Annotated in this window: 15 protein-coding genes; 9 read left to right on the top strand and 6 right to left on the bottom strand. The window is 39.1% G+C overall.

All coding sequences use genetic code 11. The features are described 5' to 3' along the window. Nucleotides 1-16: 16 nt before the first annotated feature. The 7 genes from GNT69_RS02180 to GNT69_RS02150 all read left to right on the top strand — a co-directional run bounded on the left by GNT69_RS02180 (nucleotide 17) and on the right by GNT69_RS02150 (nucleotide 7373). On the top strand, nucleotides 17-1069 hold the full coding sequence (locus GNT69_RS02180; RefSeq protein WP_203553300.1) for a TRAP transporter substrate-binding protein: 1053 nt from the start codon (nucleotides 17-19) through the stop codon (nucleotides 1067-1069). Nucleotides 1070-1147: 78 nt separating this feature from the next. Continuing rightward, nucleotides 1148-1633 carry a TRAP transporter small permease gene (locus tag GNT69_RS02175; protein WP_203553299.1) on the top strand — a complete coding sequence of 162 codons (486 nt, stop codon included), beginning with the start codon at nucleotides 1148-1150 and terminating at the stop codon, nucleotides 1631-1633. Beyond that, nucleotides 1633-2904, top strand: a complete 1272-nt coding sequence (locus GNT69_RS02170; RefSeq protein WP_203553298.1) for a TRAP transporter large permease — start codon at nucleotides 1633-1635, stop codon at nucleotides 2902-2904. The genes GNT69_RS02175 and GNT69_RS02170 overlap by 1 nt, the downstream gene beginning before the upstream one ends. A gap of 97 nt (nucleotides 2905-3001) precedes the next feature. Continuing rightward, nucleotides 3002-4000, top strand: coding sequence for a C-terminal binding protein (locus GNT69_RS02165; RefSeq protein ID WP_203553297.1), 999 nt, complete (start codon nucleotides 3002-3004; stop codon nucleotides 3998-4000). 423 nt (nucleotides 4001-4423) lie between these two features. Further along, entirely contained in the window at nucleotides 4424-5458 is a 1035-nt protein-coding gene (gene dctP / locus GNT69_RS02160; protein WP_239093992.1) for a TRAP transporter substrate-binding protein DctP, read from the top strand. Between the two features lie 98 nt (nucleotides 5459-5556). After that, a complete protein-coding gene (locus tag GNT69_RS02155; protein ID WP_203553296.1) occupies nucleotides 5557-6108 on the top strand; it encodes a TRAP transporter small permease in 552 nt (183 codons plus the stop codon). After that, nucleotides 6105-7373, top strand: a complete 1269-nt coding sequence (locus tag GNT69_RS02150) for a TRAP transporter large permease (protein WP_203553295.1) — start codon at nucleotides 6105-6107, stop codon at nucleotides 7371-7373. The genes GNT69_RS02155 and GNT69_RS02150 overlap by 4 nt, the downstream gene beginning before the upstream one ends. 502 nt (nucleotides 7374-7875) lie before the next feature. Here GNT69_RS02150 and GNT69_RS02145 read toward each other — a convergent pair. Both GNT69_RS02145 and GNT69_RS02140 read right to left on the bottom strand, forming a co-directional pair. Continuing rightward, on the bottom strand, nucleotides 7876-8619 hold the full coding sequence (locus GNT69_RS02145; protein WP_203553294.1) for an SDR family NAD(P)-dependent oxidoreductase: 744 nt from the start codon (nucleotides 8617-8619) through the stop codon (nucleotides 7876-7878). Between the two features lie 299 nt (nucleotides 8620-8918). Further along, the gene (locus GNT69_RS02140; RefSeq protein ID WP_203553293.1) at nucleotides 8919-9263 is read right to left on the bottom strand and encodes a DsrE family protein; all 345 of its coding nucleotides are present in this window, start codon (nucleotides 9261-9263) and stop codon (nucleotides 8919-8921) included. A gap of 148 nt (nucleotides 9264-9411) precedes the next feature. Between GNT69_RS02140 and GNT69_RS02135 the strand changes: the two genes are divergently transcribed. Together GNT69_RS02135 and GNT69_RS02130 are read left to right on the top strand one after the other, a co-directional pair. Continuing rightward, complete coding sequence (locus GNT69_RS02135) at nucleotides 9412-9711, top strand: hypothetical protein (protein WP_203553292.1); 300 nt, start codon at nucleotides 9412-9414, stop codon at nucleotides 9709-9711. A gap of 394 nt (nucleotides 9712-10105) precedes the next feature. Next, entirely contained in the window at nucleotides 10106-10843 is a 738-nt protein-coding gene (locus GNT69_RS02130; RefSeq protein ID WP_203553291.1) for an SDR family NAD(P)-dependent oxidoreductase, read from the top strand. Nucleotides 10844-11070: 227 nt separating this feature from the next. On the opposite strand, the gene GNT69_RS02125 is transcribed toward GNT69_RS02130, so the two are convergent. The 4 genes from GNT69_RS02125 to GNT69_RS02110 form a co-directional block, all read right to left on the bottom strand. Then, nucleotides 11071-11727 (bottom strand): GntR family transcriptional regulator, encoded by a 657-nt coding sequence (locus tag GNT69_RS02125; protein WP_203553290.1) that lies wholly within the window; start codon nucleotides 11725-11727, stop codon nucleotides 11071-11073. A gap of 62 nt (nucleotides 11728-11789) precedes the next feature. Next, a complete protein-coding gene (locus GNT69_RS02120) occupies nucleotides 11790-11942 on the bottom strand; it encodes a sporulation histidine kinase inhibitor Sda (RefSeq protein WP_203553289.1) in 153 nt (50 codons plus the stop codon). Nucleotides 11943-12056: 114 nt separating this feature from the next. Further along, nucleotides 12057-13124, bottom strand: a complete 1068-nt coding sequence (locus GNT69_RS02115) for an LLM class flavin-dependent oxidoreductase (RefSeq protein ID WP_203553288.1) — start codon at nucleotides 13122-13124, stop codon at nucleotides 12057-12059. A gap of 823 nt (nucleotides 13125-13947) precedes the next feature. Next, nucleotides 13948-15927 (bottom strand): oxidoreductase, encoded by a 1980-nt coding sequence (locus GNT69_RS02110; RefSeq protein ID WP_239093991.1) that lies wholly within the window; start codon nucleotides 15925-15927, stop codon nucleotides 13948-13950. Nucleotides 15928-16107: the final 180 nt, after the last annotated feature.

The following is a 16107-nucleotide window of genomic DNA, read 5'->3' as shown; positions in this document are numbered from 1 at the left end:
AAGGGGGGCAATTTTTATGAAAAAAAGAAATATTTTGCTGGCTCTATTACTGGTGTTTTCAGTTGTCTTAGCAGCGTGCTCCAGTGCACCTTCATCGTCAGAAGGGTCAAACGACAGCTCAGGTTCAGGAAGTGAAGGATCTGAAGATAAAACGTATGTAATTAAAATGGGCCATGCAGCGTCGCAAGATCATTTTGCTCAGGATTCTGCTGAGAAATTCAAAGAGCTTGTTGAAGCAAACAGCGAAGGCAAAATTACTGTTGAAATTTATCCGAATGGACAGCTTGGTGGAGAAAGAGAAATGGTTGAAGCCATCCAGCTTGGGAACTTAACAATGGCATTTCCTTCTTCAGCAGTACTGGTAGCGTTTTCGCCAAGCATGGCAGTTTGGGATTTACCGTATTTGTTTAAAGATCATGAAACAGCACATCGAGTACTGGACGGAGAGGTTGGACAAGAGATTCTTGATTCGCTTTCTGATAAAGGAATTAAAGGTTTAGCCTATTGGGAAAATGGCTTCCGTCATTTAACAAACAATAAAAAGCCAGTTGCAAATGTTGACGATATGAAGGGGTTAAAGATCCGAACGTTAGAAAGTCCAATGCAAATTAAATTCTGGTCTGCAACAGGAGCAAATGCAACTCCAATCGCATTCACTGAACTTTATGCTGCACTACAACAAGGAACTGTTGATGCCCAAGAAACACCACTTTCATTAATGTATTCGATGAAATTCTTTGAAGTACAGAAGTATCTATCACTAACTGGTCACCTATACTCACCATGGCCTGTCCTAATCAACCAAAGCTTCTATAATAATCTTCCAGAAGATCTACAGAAGGTCGTTATGGATGCCACTGTTGAAACAAGAGATTTTAATAGACAATTATCTAAACAAGATGAAGATGCATCACTTGAATTGTTAACAGCTGAAGGTATGGAGTATACAGAGTTAACGGATGAACAAAAACAAGGCTTCCAAGAAGCGATGAGTACTGTTTATGAAGATGTTAAAGGTCAAATAGGGGAAGAAATCTTCGACAAATTAATGGGAGAAGTAGGTTTGTAAGATTAAGATGTAAAAATGGGCATTGAAAAATGCCCATTTTTTTAAAAAAGCAGAAGGGGTTTAAGGGGGCGGAATGGGATGTCTATCTTAAGAAATATCGATCGTTATTCCGAAAAATTAATCATTGCCTTATTTATGATAACAATGACCATCCTGATTTTTTTACAAGTCGTTTCAAGATACGTATTTGGAGATTCGATTACGTGGACTGAGGAACTTTCAAGGTATCTGTTTATTTGGCTTATTTTTTTAACAATCGGGATTGGATTTAAAGAAAACAAACATATAGGTATTGATATTGTGCTAGATTTATTACCAAAAACATTACAAAAATTAATTAGGCAACTTACCTATATTTTAGTGTTAGTTCTTTCTTTATTGTTTGTATGGGAAGGATATATCCTTGTTTTGCAAATGCAGATGTTTGGGCAAACCTCGGCTAATCTCCAATTACCTATGTGGTGGGTATATTTATCTCTGCCAGTTGGTTTTCTCTTATCAACCATTCGATTAATTCAAGCCTCTATCAATTTATGGCTGCACAAGAGTGAGGAGGGAAGCTGATGTCACCAGCTATCTTTTTATTTGCCAGTTTAATTATATTGCTATTGTTATCGGTACCAGTTGGATTTTCTCTAATTCTGGCTAGTGTACTTACTATCCTCATAACAGATATTGATTTACCCTTCAACTTAATTACCCAAGTAATAATTACTGCAAACGATTCATTTCCTTTAATGGCGATTCCGTTCTTCATCTTTGCAGGCGACATCATGGGGAAAGGCGGAATTTCGCAAAGGTTATTTAAAGTCGCGAATTCGTTTGTTGGACATTATACTGGAGGATTTGCCATTGCAGCTATCATAACAGCAATGTTTTTTGCCGCTATTTCGGGATCTGGTCCAGCAACAGTTGCAGCTATTGGAGCGATTATGATTCCGGAAATGGTTAAGAGGGGCTATGATAAAGCGTTTGCAACAGCAGTTGTTGCCGCCGCAGGTACGATCGGAATTGTCATCCCTCCGAGTATTCCAATGGTTATTTATGGAGTATCCGCAAACGTTTCAATCGGTGATATGTTCCTAGCTGGGATTATGCCAGGGGTATTAATGGGACTTGGTTTAATTGTGTGGGCCGTTCTTTATGCAAAAAAACACAAATTCGAAAAATCTGAGAAGGCAAATGTGAAGGAGCGGCTCCAGGCAATTAACGAAGGGAAATGGGCATTGTTTATGCCAGTTATTATTCTAGGTGGAATTTATGGTGGGGTTTTCACACCAACTGAAGCAGCGGTAGTAGCAGTTATTTATGGTTTTGTCCTAAGTATGTTTGTGTACCGTGAATTAAAATGGAAGGACTTCTTTAAAGTAGCGATGGGTTCCTCGATCACAACTGGAACAATCATGATCATTGTTGCCGCGGCAGCTGTTTTCGGAAGAATTCTAGCGTTAGAACAAATTCCGAACCAAATTGCTCAAACAGTGACAGCGATATCAGATAACCCAATTGTGTTCTTAATAATCATCAATGTGATGCTTATCCTCGTCGGGGCGTTTATGGAAACCATTGCAGCGATTATTATTTTAACACCAATTATGCTTCCGTTAGCAATGGGTCTCGGAATCGATCCAGTTCACTTTGGGATTATTATGATTGTTAACTTAAGTCTTGGATTTATTACACCGCCTCTAGGCTTAAATCTTTTTGTCGCTTCAGGCGTGTCTAATTTAAAAATTGAGGCAATTGTAAAGAAAATAATGCCAGGCTTCATTATGTTGATTTTTGTGTTATTGCTAATTACCTATATTCCAGGAATATCCTTAATCTTTCTATAATGGAATTTGAGCACTGATTTTGAAAATTGAAAGGCAATTAGTTATTCTGATTGCCTTTACTATTGATGATACATTGTAATTTTGAGGAGGAAAAAGCATGAAAAAACCATTTAAAATTACTATAGTCGATTATGAGTGGCCTGAATTAGATATTGAAAAAAGTTTGATTCAAGAGCGAATGAGACAAGATGAACCAATTGAGTTACAGGTTTTACAAACGAAAGACAAAGAGACAATCATTGAGAATGTTAAGGATGCAGATGCAATTTTAACGATGTATGGCGTAATTGATAAGGATGTTTTAATGGCTGCAAAAAAGGCGAAAATTATTTCCCGCTACGGAATTGGTGTCAACATGATTGATGTTGAAGCTGCAACAGAGCTCGGAAAAATGGTTGGGAATGTGAATGACTATTGCATCGATGAGGTTTCCGATCATGCTCTCGCTTTTATTATGAGTAGTGCCCGCAGACTGTTTGACTATAATGAGCTTACGAAGAAGGGAGAATGGGATTTTAAACAAGCAAAAATTCCGCTGCGAGCCTCATATGCAATTGTAGGTTTAGTTGGGTTTGGCAAGATTCCAGTTCGGTTAGCTGAAAAATTGACTGCAATTGGCTATCAAGTGATGGCATATGACCCATTTGTCGATAAAGAATCGATGGCTAAAAAAGGCGTAATCAAGGCGGAACTTCACGAATTAGTGGCAAACAGTGATTTTATTTCTGTGCACGTTCCATTGATTGAACAAACAAGACATCTGATTTCTTCCAAGGAATTTGAGTTAATGAAAAATACGGCATATATTATTAATACTGCAAGAGGGCCAATCATAGATGAAGCAGCAATGATTACAGCATTAAATGAAAAGAAAATTGCAGGCTGTGGTTTAGATGTAACAGAAACCGAGCCCCTTCCACAAGATCATATACTCAGAAATATGGACAATGTCATTTTAAGTCCACATGCTGCTTGGTATTCGGAAACGGCATTTATTGAAATAAGAGTTGGAGCGATTTCCAATATATTAGATGTCTATGATGGAAAAGAGCCAAAGTATTTGGTGAATTTAAATGTTTTAAGTCAAAAGGTGTAAAAACGATTGGGCAATCATGAACACCCCAGCCTGTAACAAAGGGGATTTTGCTTCTATATGTATGCCCCAAAGTAGAGAGGTAAAAATAAAAGGACAACTTCGGTGTATTGACCGTTATATTCGCCGACCTACAAGTCTTGTGCAAAAAGGTCCATCTAGCGAATCGGATTGTGCTAGTTGGACCTTAATTCTATTTTTGCCATAAAAGCATAAAACTTTAAGTCTACCACGGGTACCTTGGCTGTGGTATTTTGTTGTTTTCTCAAGAACAATCCTTCGGTCCTTTAAATTTTACAAAAATAATAAACTATTAATGCAATTTCTTGAATTTTGATTTATAATAGACAGTAACTTTACTGCTTATACGCTTTTAAGCGATAAAGTATTATATAAAAAATATTATATTAAAAGGGGAAATCAGCCTTGAAGGGACTTAAGTTATTTTTAATGGCAATTGCTGTTATGAGCATATTAGTACTGGCAGCTTGTGGTGGTGGATCAGAGGAAGGGTCAAATGACCAAGCGGAAAATGGAAATGAAAGTGATGATGTAATTACGATTAAAGTTGGTCATATTTCACCAGATGGACAAGCATATGCGATTGGATTTGAGGAGTATGCAAACGCAGTGGAAGAAGCAACAGATGGAAAAGTGAAATTTGAGATCTTCGGAAATGGTTCATTAGGTGGGGAACGTGAATTACTCGAAGGTGTGCAATTAGGAACACTTGACATGAGTTTGATTACTACTGGTGTTGTTACAAACTTTTTACCTGAAATTTCTGTAATTGAATTTCCATTTCTATTTAGAGATTTAGATCATATTTATAAAACTTTAGATGGCGAAGTTGGACAAGAACTGCTTGACAAACTATCTGATGTTAATATTAAAGGACTTGCATTTTGGGAAAATGGACAGCGTCATCTTGCGAACAGCAAGCGCCCAATCACAACATCTGAAGATTTAAAAGGGTTAAAAATGAGAACGATTGAAAGTGAACTGTTACTTGATACGTATCGTGCCCTAGGAACGGATGCAACGCCAATGGCCTTTCCAGAGGTTTACGGTGGCTTACAGCAGGGTGTAATTGATGGCTCAGACTTCTCAACAGGTGTGTACTATACAACGAATGTGTACGAGCAATCTAAACATTTCTCTGAAGTTGGACTTTATTATGCATCTGCGACGTTAGTGATCAATCAAGGACTTTACGATTCTTTACCTGAGGATGTTCAAAAGGTGATGGACGATCTTGGTAAAGAATATGCACAAAGACAGCGTCAAATCAATCAAGACTTAACGGCTGAATACGAAGAGAACCTGATTGCAGATGGAGTCGAAATTATTCGTGCCGAAGAGATTGATATCGAAGCTTTCCGTGAAGCTGTTCAATCTGTCTATGACAAGCATGCCGACCGTTATGGAGACTATGTTGAAAGAATCCAAAATGTTGAATAAGAACAAGAAGCAAACTTTAGTTTGCTAAAGAAAGGCTTTGGGGGAGGGGAATTCCTCAAAGTCTTTTTTTCTTCCCTTATATCGGAAAGGAGCATAAGATGAATGTCATCCGTTGGTTCGATGAAAATACTGAAAAAGTTTTGCTAGTCTTCTTTTCTGCCATCATGGTTGCTGTAATTTTTTTACAAGTGGTCCTTAGGCAATTTGGTCAGTCACTGTCCTGGTCAGAGGAGTTGGCTCGTTACTGTTTTATTTGGCTCATTTATATTGGCATTAGCTTCGGTGTAAAGAAACAAAGACATGTGAAAATCGATGCTGTCTTATTTTTATTTAGAGAAAAAGGGCAAATGGTCTTAACCTTCATCGCCAATCTGTTCTTCATGGGCTTTGCCATCTTCGTTATTATTTACGGATACGAGGTGGCGACCCAATTATTGCAATTCGGACAAAGGTCGCCGGCAAATCAAATTCCAATGGGACTCATTTATATGGCGACCCCAGTAGGAATGGGCTTGACGTTGATTCGCTTAGTTCAAAATCAGCTTAAACTTATTCGTGCTTTTCTCGGAAAAGATGGGGATGATTCTGGGAATCATCCTAAGAAAGCAGTTCCCCTTACTAATAATCAAGATCGGAGGGGAAGGAAATGACGACAGCTGTCTTGTTTGGTAGTTTTGCTTTGTTATTAATATTGAGCGTTCCAATCGGGATTGCGTTAGGACTTGCGACACTGATTACGATTATCTACTCTGGCAGTTTGCCGCTAGAATTTTTAGCAAAAGAATTAGTCACATCTGTCGACTCCTTCCCATTGCTGGCTGTGCCTTTCTTTATTCTTGCAGGAGAAATTATGGGGAAGGGTGGAATTTCCAATCGATTATTTGCTGTCGCTAGTGCCTTAGTCGGGAATCGAACTGGAGGATTGGCGATTGCCACCATCATTACATGTATGTTCTTTGCCGCGATTTCTGGTTCCGGACCTGCGACTGTTGCTGCAATCGGAGGAGTAATGATTCCGGCAATGGTTCGTGAAGGGTATGATCGCAGGTTTGCGACTGCAACTGTCGCAGCAGCGGGATCAATCGGGATTATCATCCCCCCAAGTATTCCAATGGTCATGTATGGGGTGACAGCAAGTGTTTCTGTTGGGGACATGTTCATCTCGGGAATTCTTCCGGGCGTTTTAATTGGACTGGCGATGATTATTTGGACTTGGTATTATTCGAAGAAAATGGGCTTTAAAGGTTTGGACGAAAAGACGTCGCTTAAGAAAATCGTAAAAGCGATTTGGGATGCTAAATGGGCATTATTGATTCCTTTAATTATTTTGGGTGGAATTTATGGCGGATTTTTCACGCCTACAGAAGCGGCTGTCGTGGCCGTTGTCTATGGTCTGTTTGCCGCAATGGTTTTATACCGTGAGCTTTCATGGAAAGAACTGCCGAAAGTGATCTATGATTCCGCATTAACAACGGCTACCGTTTTAATTATTGTCGGTGCTGCCAATGCATTTGGACGTTTATTAACGATTGAACAAATTCCGAGTAAAATTGCCGAGTGGTTAATCGGGGTATCTAGCAATCCAACGGTCATTATTTTGCTGATTCTCGTTTTGCTCTTATTTGTCGGAATGTTTATGGATCCTCTTGCTGCAATTATTATTTTAACGCCAATTCTGTTACCGATTGTAACGCAAATTGGTTACGATCCGATTCATTTTGGTGTATTGATGATTATTAATTTAGCGATTGGCTATTTCACGCCGCCAGTCGGTGTCAACTTGTTTGTTGGCTCCAGCATTTCCGGTGTACCAATGGGGGCACTATCAAGAGCCGTTCTGCCGTTCGTCGTTTCGATGATTTTCATTCTTTTATTAGTCACGTTCCTGCCGGAGATTGTGTTGTTATTTTTGTAATGGCTGTTACCCACTTCAGATATTCTAGAGTTAGATTTCCGAGGAGGAAAAAAGGAACTAGCTCCGACATAACTGACGGGTTTCTTTTGAGGTGTGAAAAAGCAGGGCAACCATTTTGGAATTTGCCCTGCTCTTATTGTTAATCCTACTTTGTTCTTTGACACTTAATAATAATAGACGGAGAAATTCCGCTTAATTAGTAAATAGCATTAAAAATAGCCAAAATAAACGGAGAAATTCCCCCTAACTCGATAAACGTGAAAATGGGGGATTTTTATTTGCATAAGCGGAAAATCTCCCCTTATATCCCCCTGAAACAAGCTCCATTCTGCATTTAACCGGAAAATCTCCGCTTATTGTAGTTTCGCTAGTCCCTCAATTAAATACAAGCCTTCTATTTAAGAGGGGGGAAGAACCAGCTCCGACAAAACAGCTGGTTCCTCTCTTTTATTACAATTTAACATCGGAAAAATAGTAGATTTCAATCTAAATAGTTTTTAAGTTACTTCGCCGTATAGCCTCCATCAACATGAATAGTTGTGCCAGTGACAAAGTCATTTTCAGCTAAGAAAACAACAGCATGGGCAATTTCTTCTGGATTTCCTAATCGCCCAATGGGATGCTTAGCAACTAAGCCATCATAAAAATCTCCTAAAGCTTGTTTATTCACAAGACCAGATTCAATGAATCCAGGTGCTACTGCATTGACGCGAATGTTGCGATCCGCATATTCTAAAGCTATTGATTTTGTCAGGAGGTTAACAGCCCCTTTACTTGCAGCATATGGAGCTGAAGTTGGTTCACCAACTGTTCCTAAAATGGAGGATGTGTTAATAATCGAACCTCCGCCAGTTTTTAACATTTCACGAATGGCGTATTTAGACCCGTAAAATACACCGTCTTGGTTAATCTCAATGACTCTTTTATATTCTTTTGCTGTCATTTCATGGGTTGGCTTTTGAATACCAATTCCAGCATTGTTATAGATGATATCCAAACGGCCGAAATGTTGAACCGTTTTAGCCACTAGATTTTCGACTTGTTGTTCATCTGCGACATTCACTTGAACAAATAAAACATCTTCATATGATTCTTTTAATTCTTTTTCTACTGCTAGCCCTGCTTCCTTGTTGTAATCAGCGATGACCGCTTTTAACCCTTTTTCTAAAAACGCTTTCACAGTTGCTAAGCCAATCCCAGAAGCACCACCAGTAACAATTGCGACTTTCCCTTTTAAATTTGCCATGTTCATTCCCCCATTGTTCTTTTTAATGTTATAAAATTTTTGTGACTATTTTGTGAACATTTTTATCTTAATCCTTTTTGATAATACTTTCAATTAAGAAGTCTCAAATTAGAGATAATAATTTATAACGAACCTTATAGACGTGTTACAGGGGACTATGTTCGCTCATTCAAATCATTTTTAAATGACAATATTAGTGAGAACAAAATAAGCAATTTAATAAAAGGAATCTGTCGACTTAACAAATGGGGAAGACTCCCGCCGATTTGTAGTGGCGGGAGTGTCAAAACCTCTTAAATTTAGGACAGTGTCAGGACTTCATATTTTGAAGCTAACTCAATAAATTGGGGCATTCCGCTTATTTTTCCGGTTACAAGCTGATCTTCAATTTCATAATAATCCACGCATGTTTTACATGCGAGAACATCCACTCCTTTTTCTTCTAATTCTTTTAATTGGAGGGAAACGAGCGAACGGTCCGTTAAAGTAAACACACCACTATTCATACAAAAAACAGCTACAGGTAGTTCTTCGCGTTCTTTTTGCTTAAGAATCGTAAAGAACGTCTCCAATACACCTTCGCCTAGCTCTTTTTCTCCTTTCCCAAACTGGTCCGAAGCAAGCAAAATCACTTTATTCTTCATCTTCTTCACCTCACAAAATAATTAATGCCATTTTAGCATAACCGAAAAGGCTTTTCCTGGTTTATTAGAGTGCTGTTTTACAGGTACATATATGATAAACTATGATTGTTAATATTTTCTAATTAGAACGGAAGATGGGGGAGACAAAATGGTGCATTTTCTTTTTCTAGTTATTGGGTTATTCAGTTTAGTATTTGTCGTCCGTAAAATTGCCTCGCTTGAAAAAATAGAGTGTAAGACGTTAGTAAAAGAAGTTAAACAAAATGTTCGCTCCCTCTTATGGGGAATCATCCTTGTCTTTTTAATCCTAGTTATTCCATATGAGGTTTGGAGTTTGACAGGAAGTTCTAACGATTGGGATGGGGTATATATAACAGGAGCAACTGCTATTGGAACGATAATCTTCTGTTTTAGCTATTATTATAGATTAAAGTCTAAGTACAATTAATTGATCCGAAAAACACGAAGCTGTCTGAAACCGGCCGTCATTCGGACAAGATCATTCTCGAAAAACAGGAAGCTGTCTGAAATCGCCCCTAATTCCGGACAGAGTCATCCTCAAAAATAAAGAACCGCGCATTCCATCGTGTTTGTTTAAAAGCAAGATTCCCACTTTAACGATAAGAAGCGTGACAATCACATAATGCATATAAAATATTTAGATAATTCAGAAAATAATTGCAATTAGGATTTTCCTATGCTATCTTCTTACTAGGGCTTTGCACCGACCTATTATTCTATTCCTCTCTTTCCAACCCTATAATAAATTTCCGCACGGTACATAGATAGAGAGAAGGAGAGAAAGATAATAGGTGAACTTAAAAGATAGGGGAGATTGCAAAATGAGGTTAAATGGGAAAGTCGCGATTATTACAGGGTCAGGTTCTGGCATTGGGAAGTCAATTGCACTAAGATTTGGTCAAGAAGGATGTGCCGTTGTTTGTGCGGATATTCAAGGCGAAGAGGAAACGGCAAGTGAAATCATTCAAGCTGGTGGGAAGGCACTTGCAGTTAAAACAGATGTGTCAAAATTAGATAACTGGCAAAGGTTACTAGAAAAGACGCGCCAAGAGTATAAAACGGTGAATATTTTATGTAATATCGCGGGAATTTCCGAAGCGGTCGATATCGTCGATTTAACAGAAGAAGATTTTGACAAGATGATCAATGTTAATCTTAAGGGCGTATTTTTCGGGATGAAAGTCGTGCTACCAGAGTTAGTGAAAAACGGCTATGGAAAAATCGTCAGCATTGCCTCATTGGCTGCCCATGTTGGATTAACTGGCCTTCCAAGCTATTCTGCTTCCAAAGGCGGTGTTATCGCAATGAGTCGTCAAGTTGCGATGGACTATGCGGATAAAAATATTCAAATTAACGTTGTTTCACCGGGAATTATTAATACGCCAATCTTGCAGAATAATCCTCCTGAAGTCACAAAAGCCTTTACTGATGCAACTCCAGCCGGCAGATTAGGAAATCCAGAGGAAATTGGCAATATGGTATTATTCCTATCCTCAGAGGAATCCGACTTTATCACAGGCCAAGCCATTAAAGTTGACGGAGGCTGGGGTTCGAAATAATGCTAGGGGTTTTATTGAAGTAATTAGACGGAGTAGTCTTTATACAGCTGGTAAAACTTCGGCTTTGCCGAACCAGATATAATAAATAGAATTGTTTCGCCCCATAAACTATCCACGGTCTTACAGAAAGGTACAATAAGCGAGAGGGGGACCTTATAATGGTTCTCCTCTCTTTTACCTGTGATTTTCACCCAACTATAATACCCTCCCAATATTTCAGCAAGCAATTAAATGATTAACGATTCGTTTGTTAACGTCACTAATTCAGTTTTAGCTTGTTCAAAATCCCCCGCTTGAATAGCTTTTACCATTCCTTCTATCCGGGAATGATAATAATCAATCTTATCTTTCTCCCATTTTATTTGACAGTAAACTTTAGTAATATAGGCGATTTCAGAGTAAAATCGTAGAAGTGCTTTATTGTTTGCGACGACAAAAATGTAATGGCTAATTTGATCACACTTTAGAACGTACTCGAGCACATCTTTTTCTACTAATTTCTCTGTAGCTTCTTTTAAGTAATCCTCAAGTTGACGAAGATTGTCTTCGTTCCATTTGTGTTGCGAATAATCGACTCCTAACTGATAAACTTCAATTAAGGCATCTTTGTAATCGTTAATTTCTTTTTTTGACATCGCTTTTACCCGTACGCCTTTTCGTGGGAGACGTTCAATAATTTCCGTGTTTTGCAGAATATAGAATGCCTCGCGCACAGGAATATTACTTACATTTAATTCTCTGGCAATCTCGCTTTCAATTAGGCGCTCTCCCTGGATGAATTCACCCATAAAGATCTTTTTCAATAGATGATTTGCAATCATATCCGGCAATGAGTTCCGTGACGCTTTTAATTTATTAGAAACAGGCAGATGATTCTCCATCATTTATTCCTTCCTTAATTAAATTCTCAAATTTTTGGAAAGTTTGAAATTTCGTAGGTGACAGATTATGTATTTACGGAAAATTCATTCTCAATTTTATGTGATAATGATCGTTCATCGATTTCGTCCTCGATTAGTTTAATGAATGCTAAGTTTAAATTTAGAGCCCTTGCTTTAAAATAAACTTCAATCAATGAGTCGTCTGACAATTTTTTCATGTCAGAATAAACCTCCCTTTCTAACTATTTTAAAAAGAAACTCCAACTTTGTCCAATTGTTGTTTTTAAACAAAGCCGGAGTTTGCAATCCGTAACTACGTATTTTTAGTCTTATTATTGACCAATCTTTTCTGTGCGTTTTGCGGCTTTATAATAAGGCAATACTTCATCTGCAAACCGTTTCATCGTTTTCATGACTTTGCGGTGCTCCATGTCTCCCATTCGGAACCAACAGGAAACACTGTTAACCCCAGCATCCTCGACCTTTTCAAGCCGATTAACAGCCTCTTGGCCACCGGATAAAAGGGCGACCCCTGACTGATTAAGCCCTCCGATATTAAGCGTTCCTTCAAATTCCTTTGCAACTTCGGCAAAACGTTCATAAGTTGCTGGAACCTGTGCCCCTTTCGCTCCAGGAATTAAATCAAGTACTTTGTTAAAATAAATCTTCATCTCTTTTTCCACATTTTTAATCGCTTGATCGGTGTCTTCAGCGATATGCATTTGTAAGTTTAAGTGGATCGATGGTGAAATTCCTTTTTGTAAAAGTTGTTCTCTCGCTCTTTTCGTATAGGCTAGGACATCATCCAATACCATTAAAGTTGGAGTGACCATAAATTCCTGTGCCCCTTTTTCGACAATCAGGTCAAATGATTCAGGACTGATCGCTGCATGGTAGAATGGAATTCGTTTTTGAATCGGCTTTGGTGTTAGTTTTAAATTTTCAAATTGATAAAATTCGCCGTTATAGCTAAAGGTATCATTGCCCCAAAGTCCTTGAATGATGTCGACATATTCCCAAAATCTTTCACGTGTTCTTTCTAAGCTGATTCCTAGCCCTTTCGCTTCTAAAGGTTGATAGCCGCGTCCGGCGCCAAATTTTAAACGACCATTACTTAAAATATCAACCATCGCATAATCCTCAGCAATTCGCACTGGATTGTCAAAATTCAGAATACTTACCCCGATGCCAATATCCATTTTCTTTGTGATTTGCGAAATGGCTGCCGCTGCCACTTGGGGGGAGGGCATGCTTCCATACGCACTAAAATGATGCTCCGCTAACCATACACTTTCAAAGCCAAGCTCTTCACCATATTGAATTTGTTCCAACATTTCACCATAGGCACGATCGTAATTTTCATCATGACACTCATTGACATAGAAAAGACCCATTTTCATCGTAGAAAAACTCCTTTTTAAAAAAATTTTAATGAACAACCGCAAACCACAAACCACAAACCACAAACCACAAACCACAAACCACAAACATGTAACCGTTGTCACGTTAGCAATCAACCGTTTGTTTGATTTAATCGTAACAGGAAATGTTATTTGAATCAATATGTATTTCTGAATTTTACAAATATTATAATATATAATATATAAAAAGAATAGGGTAGCGCCCAAAAAACTCATGTTTCACAGGAAGTTTTTATGTTTTTCCTAAAAAAGGTCATTTATGAACGTTTGGCCGAAGAGATTCGTAGGCTTTTTGAGAGATAATGCTGGTAACGCGTTTTTTAATCCAAGTACTCGTATTATAAACGCTAAATTTCGTTGATATATTGCTAGTACTCGTAATAAAACGCTATAAAATGAGGGGTTAATCCGAGTACTAGTAATAAAATGAAGTCAGAAGGCCGATATAATCCCTGTACTAGCAATAAAAAACGGCCAAAAATCGGTTTAATCCAAGTACTAGCAATAAACTAACCTCATAATCACTTTTAATCCAAGTACTAGCAAAAAAACCTTTGCCTATTTATAAACTATCTACGTTTTTATCCGAGTACTAGTAAAAAATCGGTTGTTTATGGGCCAGCCAGTTGTTAATCCAAGTACTAGCAATAAAGCTTAAACCCTATTTATGAACAATCCCTCTTTTTAATCCATCTATTAGTAAAAAATTGGTCGTTTATGTTTTTAACTAACGTTCATTTCACAGCATTTGACAAAAAAACCGGGCAGTTCTATTTGCCCGGTTGTTCTTCACTAAACCAATCTATTCAACAGCCATCGCCGCATAGAAGCCGGTATGGATGGCCTTGCCTGCTTTTGACACTTGTTCCGCATCGCCGATGACTGTGGTTTTTATGTTGTATTTTGCTCGGACTGCATCAGGGAAGGCGCTGCTTGGCTTTTGGCCGAACGCGGTAATGACAGTATCCGATGGAACGAAATCGAGGGAACCATCAGGCTTTTCAACCGTAACGCCCATTGGATCGATGCGAACGACTTTACGGTCTGTCAGCAAGTTCACATTGTTTTCTGCTAGTTGGCGCATGAGACTAATTTTGTTAATCTGCATGACATCGCGAGCAATTTCGTTTTCCATTTCAATGATTGTCACTTGCTTTCCTTCAAGTGCCAATTCCAACGCGGTGTCACAGCCGCTCATGCCTCCGCCGCAAACGATGATGTTATCTCCTTGTACACCGTTTTTGTGCGCATCGACAACGCCAATGACATTGCTGTTTTCAATCCCAGGGATGTTCGGTACGAATGGAACTGCGCCCGTTGCCACAAAGATTTTGTCGGCAGCCGCTAAAATAGGATCAGCTTCCTTAATCTCGGTGTTCAAATGAACTTGCACACCGAGTTTTTCAAGTTGTACGCCGTACCAAGTGATGAGGTCGCGAATTCGCTTCTTAAACGGACCGGTCGCAATGATGCCAAAGGTCCCGCCGAGCTCTTCGTTTTTATCATAAACGCTAACATCATGACCCTTTAACGCCGCAACACGAGCAGCTTCCAATCCGCCTGGTCCACCACCGATAATGACGATGTTTTGGGGTGTCGTCGTCTTTTCAATTTTAAAATAGCTCTCCATGCACACTTGGGCATTCACCGTACAGCTAATTTGTGTCGTCCGATTAAAGACACGCCCGATGCACTCCTCATTACAAAGTAGACATGGGCGAATGTCCTCACGGCGGTTTTCCATCAGCTTTTTCGGGAATTCAGGGTCGGCAATCATTTGACGGCCAAACATGACAAAATCGCAATTGCCGGAGTCGATGAGTGCTACAGCTGTTTCAGGTGTATGGCTGCCGGCATTCATAATCGGAATGCTGACATGCTTTCGCGCTTCCTCACACACATAATCCATACAAGCATCACCTAAATAGTTCGGTGGGAAAATATAATCCAACGTTTCATAGGCACCAGCATCGATGTCAATTGCATCCACGCCTGCCTTTTCCAGCAATTGAATGAGCGGCATGCTGTCCTCAATTGTGCGACCACCCTCGAAGCGATGGTCTAAAGCAATTCTAAATAAAATCGGCATATCTGGTCCAACGGCCTCGCGAATCGTTTGAACGGTTTCGACAGCAAAACGGGCCCGGTTTTCAAAGGAACCCCCATATTCATCTGTCCGATTGTTCCAGATTGGAGACATGAATTGGTCAATCAAATATCCAGCATGTCCATGAATTTCAATCGCGTCGAATCCGGCTTTTTTAGCAAATAGCGCGGCTTGAGCCCAATCCTTCATCATATCTTTGATTTCCGTGGTCGTAATCGCACGGCAAATCATGTCTGGGTTGTAAAAGGAAGGATTTTCAGAAGACGAAATCGGCACACGTTCCCCAATATCTGGCATCCCATTGCGGCCTGTTCCAGGACTAATTTGAGCGCAAATTTTCGCACCCCATCTGTGCACTCTTTCACATAAAACAGTAGCCTTAGGAATTGCGCGGTTATTATCAACAGCAATCGTTGGGCCACCTTGGGCTGTTTTTTCGTTTAAAAATTGTGCACCGATGATAATCATACCGATGCCGCCGCGGGCTCGTTCTTCATAATAAGCGATTCCCTCTTCGCTCTCTGTGCCATCTTGCATCGTAGTAAACGTGCCCATGGGCGCCATAATCAACCGGTTTTTCAACGTCAGCTTTCCAATCTTCATTGGTTCAAATAGTTTCTCATAATTAAGTTTCATCTTTACTGGTTCTAGAACGGTTGTTGCCATCTTTTTCATCAACTTCCTCTCTAAGAAGATTAAATGATATATTGTTCATAATTTCACAAATATGAGTGAAAATGCTTCTTTGTGAAAGCTTATAGGTAAATTGTATCTTTTCATCCTCGTTCATACATCGGATAGGGAAACCAAAACCGAGCGATTTTCTTGTATGGAACATCCAAAGAAATATTGGAT

It is taken from the genome of Bacillus sp. B15-48 (genome assembly GCF_016879755.1).
In the GTDB taxonomy this organism is placed as follows: Bacteria; Bacillota; Bacilli; order Bacillales; family Cytobacillaceae; genus Mesobacillus_B.
This window is presented reverse-complemented; position numbering and strand designations above follow the sequence as displayed.

Excerpts from the sequence above, each read along its gene's own strand:
- GNT69_RS02180 (WP_203553300.1), top strand. The coding sequence starts at position 17 with ATGAAAAAAAGAAATATTTTGCTGGCTCTATTACTGGTGTTTTCAGTT.
- GNT69_RS02130 (WP_203553291.1), top strand. The coding sequence starts at position 10,106 with ATGAGGTTAAATGGGAAAGTCGCGATTATTACAGGGTCAGGTTCTGGC.
- GNT69_RS02135 (WP_203553292.1), top strand. The coding sequence starts at position 9,412 with ATGGTGCATTTTCTTTTTCTAGTTATTGGGTTATTCAGTTTAGTATTT.
- GNT69_RS02140 (WP_203553293.1), bottom strand. The coding sequence starts at position 9,263 with ATGAAGAATAAAGTGATTTTGCTTGCTTCGGACCAGTTTGGGAAAGGA.
- GNT69_RS02145 (WP_203553294.1), bottom strand. The coding sequence starts at position 8,619 with ATGGCAAATTTAAAAGGGAAAGTCGCAATTGTTACTGGTGGTGCTTCT.
- GNT69_RS02115 (WP_203553288.1), bottom strand. The coding sequence starts at position 13,124 with ATGAAAATGGGTCTTTTCTATGTCAATGAGTGTCATGATGAAAATTAC.
- GNT69_RS02165 (WP_203553297.1), top strand. The coding sequence starts at position 3,002 with ATGAAAAAACCATTTAAAATTACTATAGTCGATTATGAGTGGCCTGAA.
- GNT69_RS02150 (WP_203553295.1), top strand. The coding sequence starts at position 6,105 with ATGACGACAGCTGTCTTGTTTGGTAGTTTTGCTTTGTTATTAATATTG.
- GNT69_RS02170 (WP_203553298.1), top strand. The coding sequence starts at position 1,633 with ATGTCACCAGCTATCTTTTTATTTGCCAGTTTAATTATATTGCTATTG.
- GNT69_RS02120 (WP_203553289.1), bottom strand. The coding sequence starts at position 11,942 with ATGAAAAAATTGTCAGACGACTCATTGATTGAAGTTTATTTTAAAGCA.
- GNT69_RS02110 (WP_239093991.1), bottom strand. The coding sequence starts at position 15,927 with ATGAAAAAGATGGCAACAACCGTTCTAGAACCAGTAAAGATGAAACTT.
- GNT69_RS02175 (WP_203553299.1), top strand. The coding sequence starts at position 1,148 with ATGTCTATCTTAAGAAATATCGATCGTTATTCCGAAAAATTAATCATT.
- GNT69_RS02125 (WP_203553290.1), bottom strand. The coding sequence starts at position 11,727 with ATGATGGAGAATCATCTGCCTGTTTCTAATAAATTAAAAGCGTCACGG.
- GNT69_RS02155 (WP_203553296.1), top strand. The coding sequence starts at position 5,557 with ATGAATGTCATCCGTTGGTTCGATGAAAATACTGAAAAAGTTTTGCTA.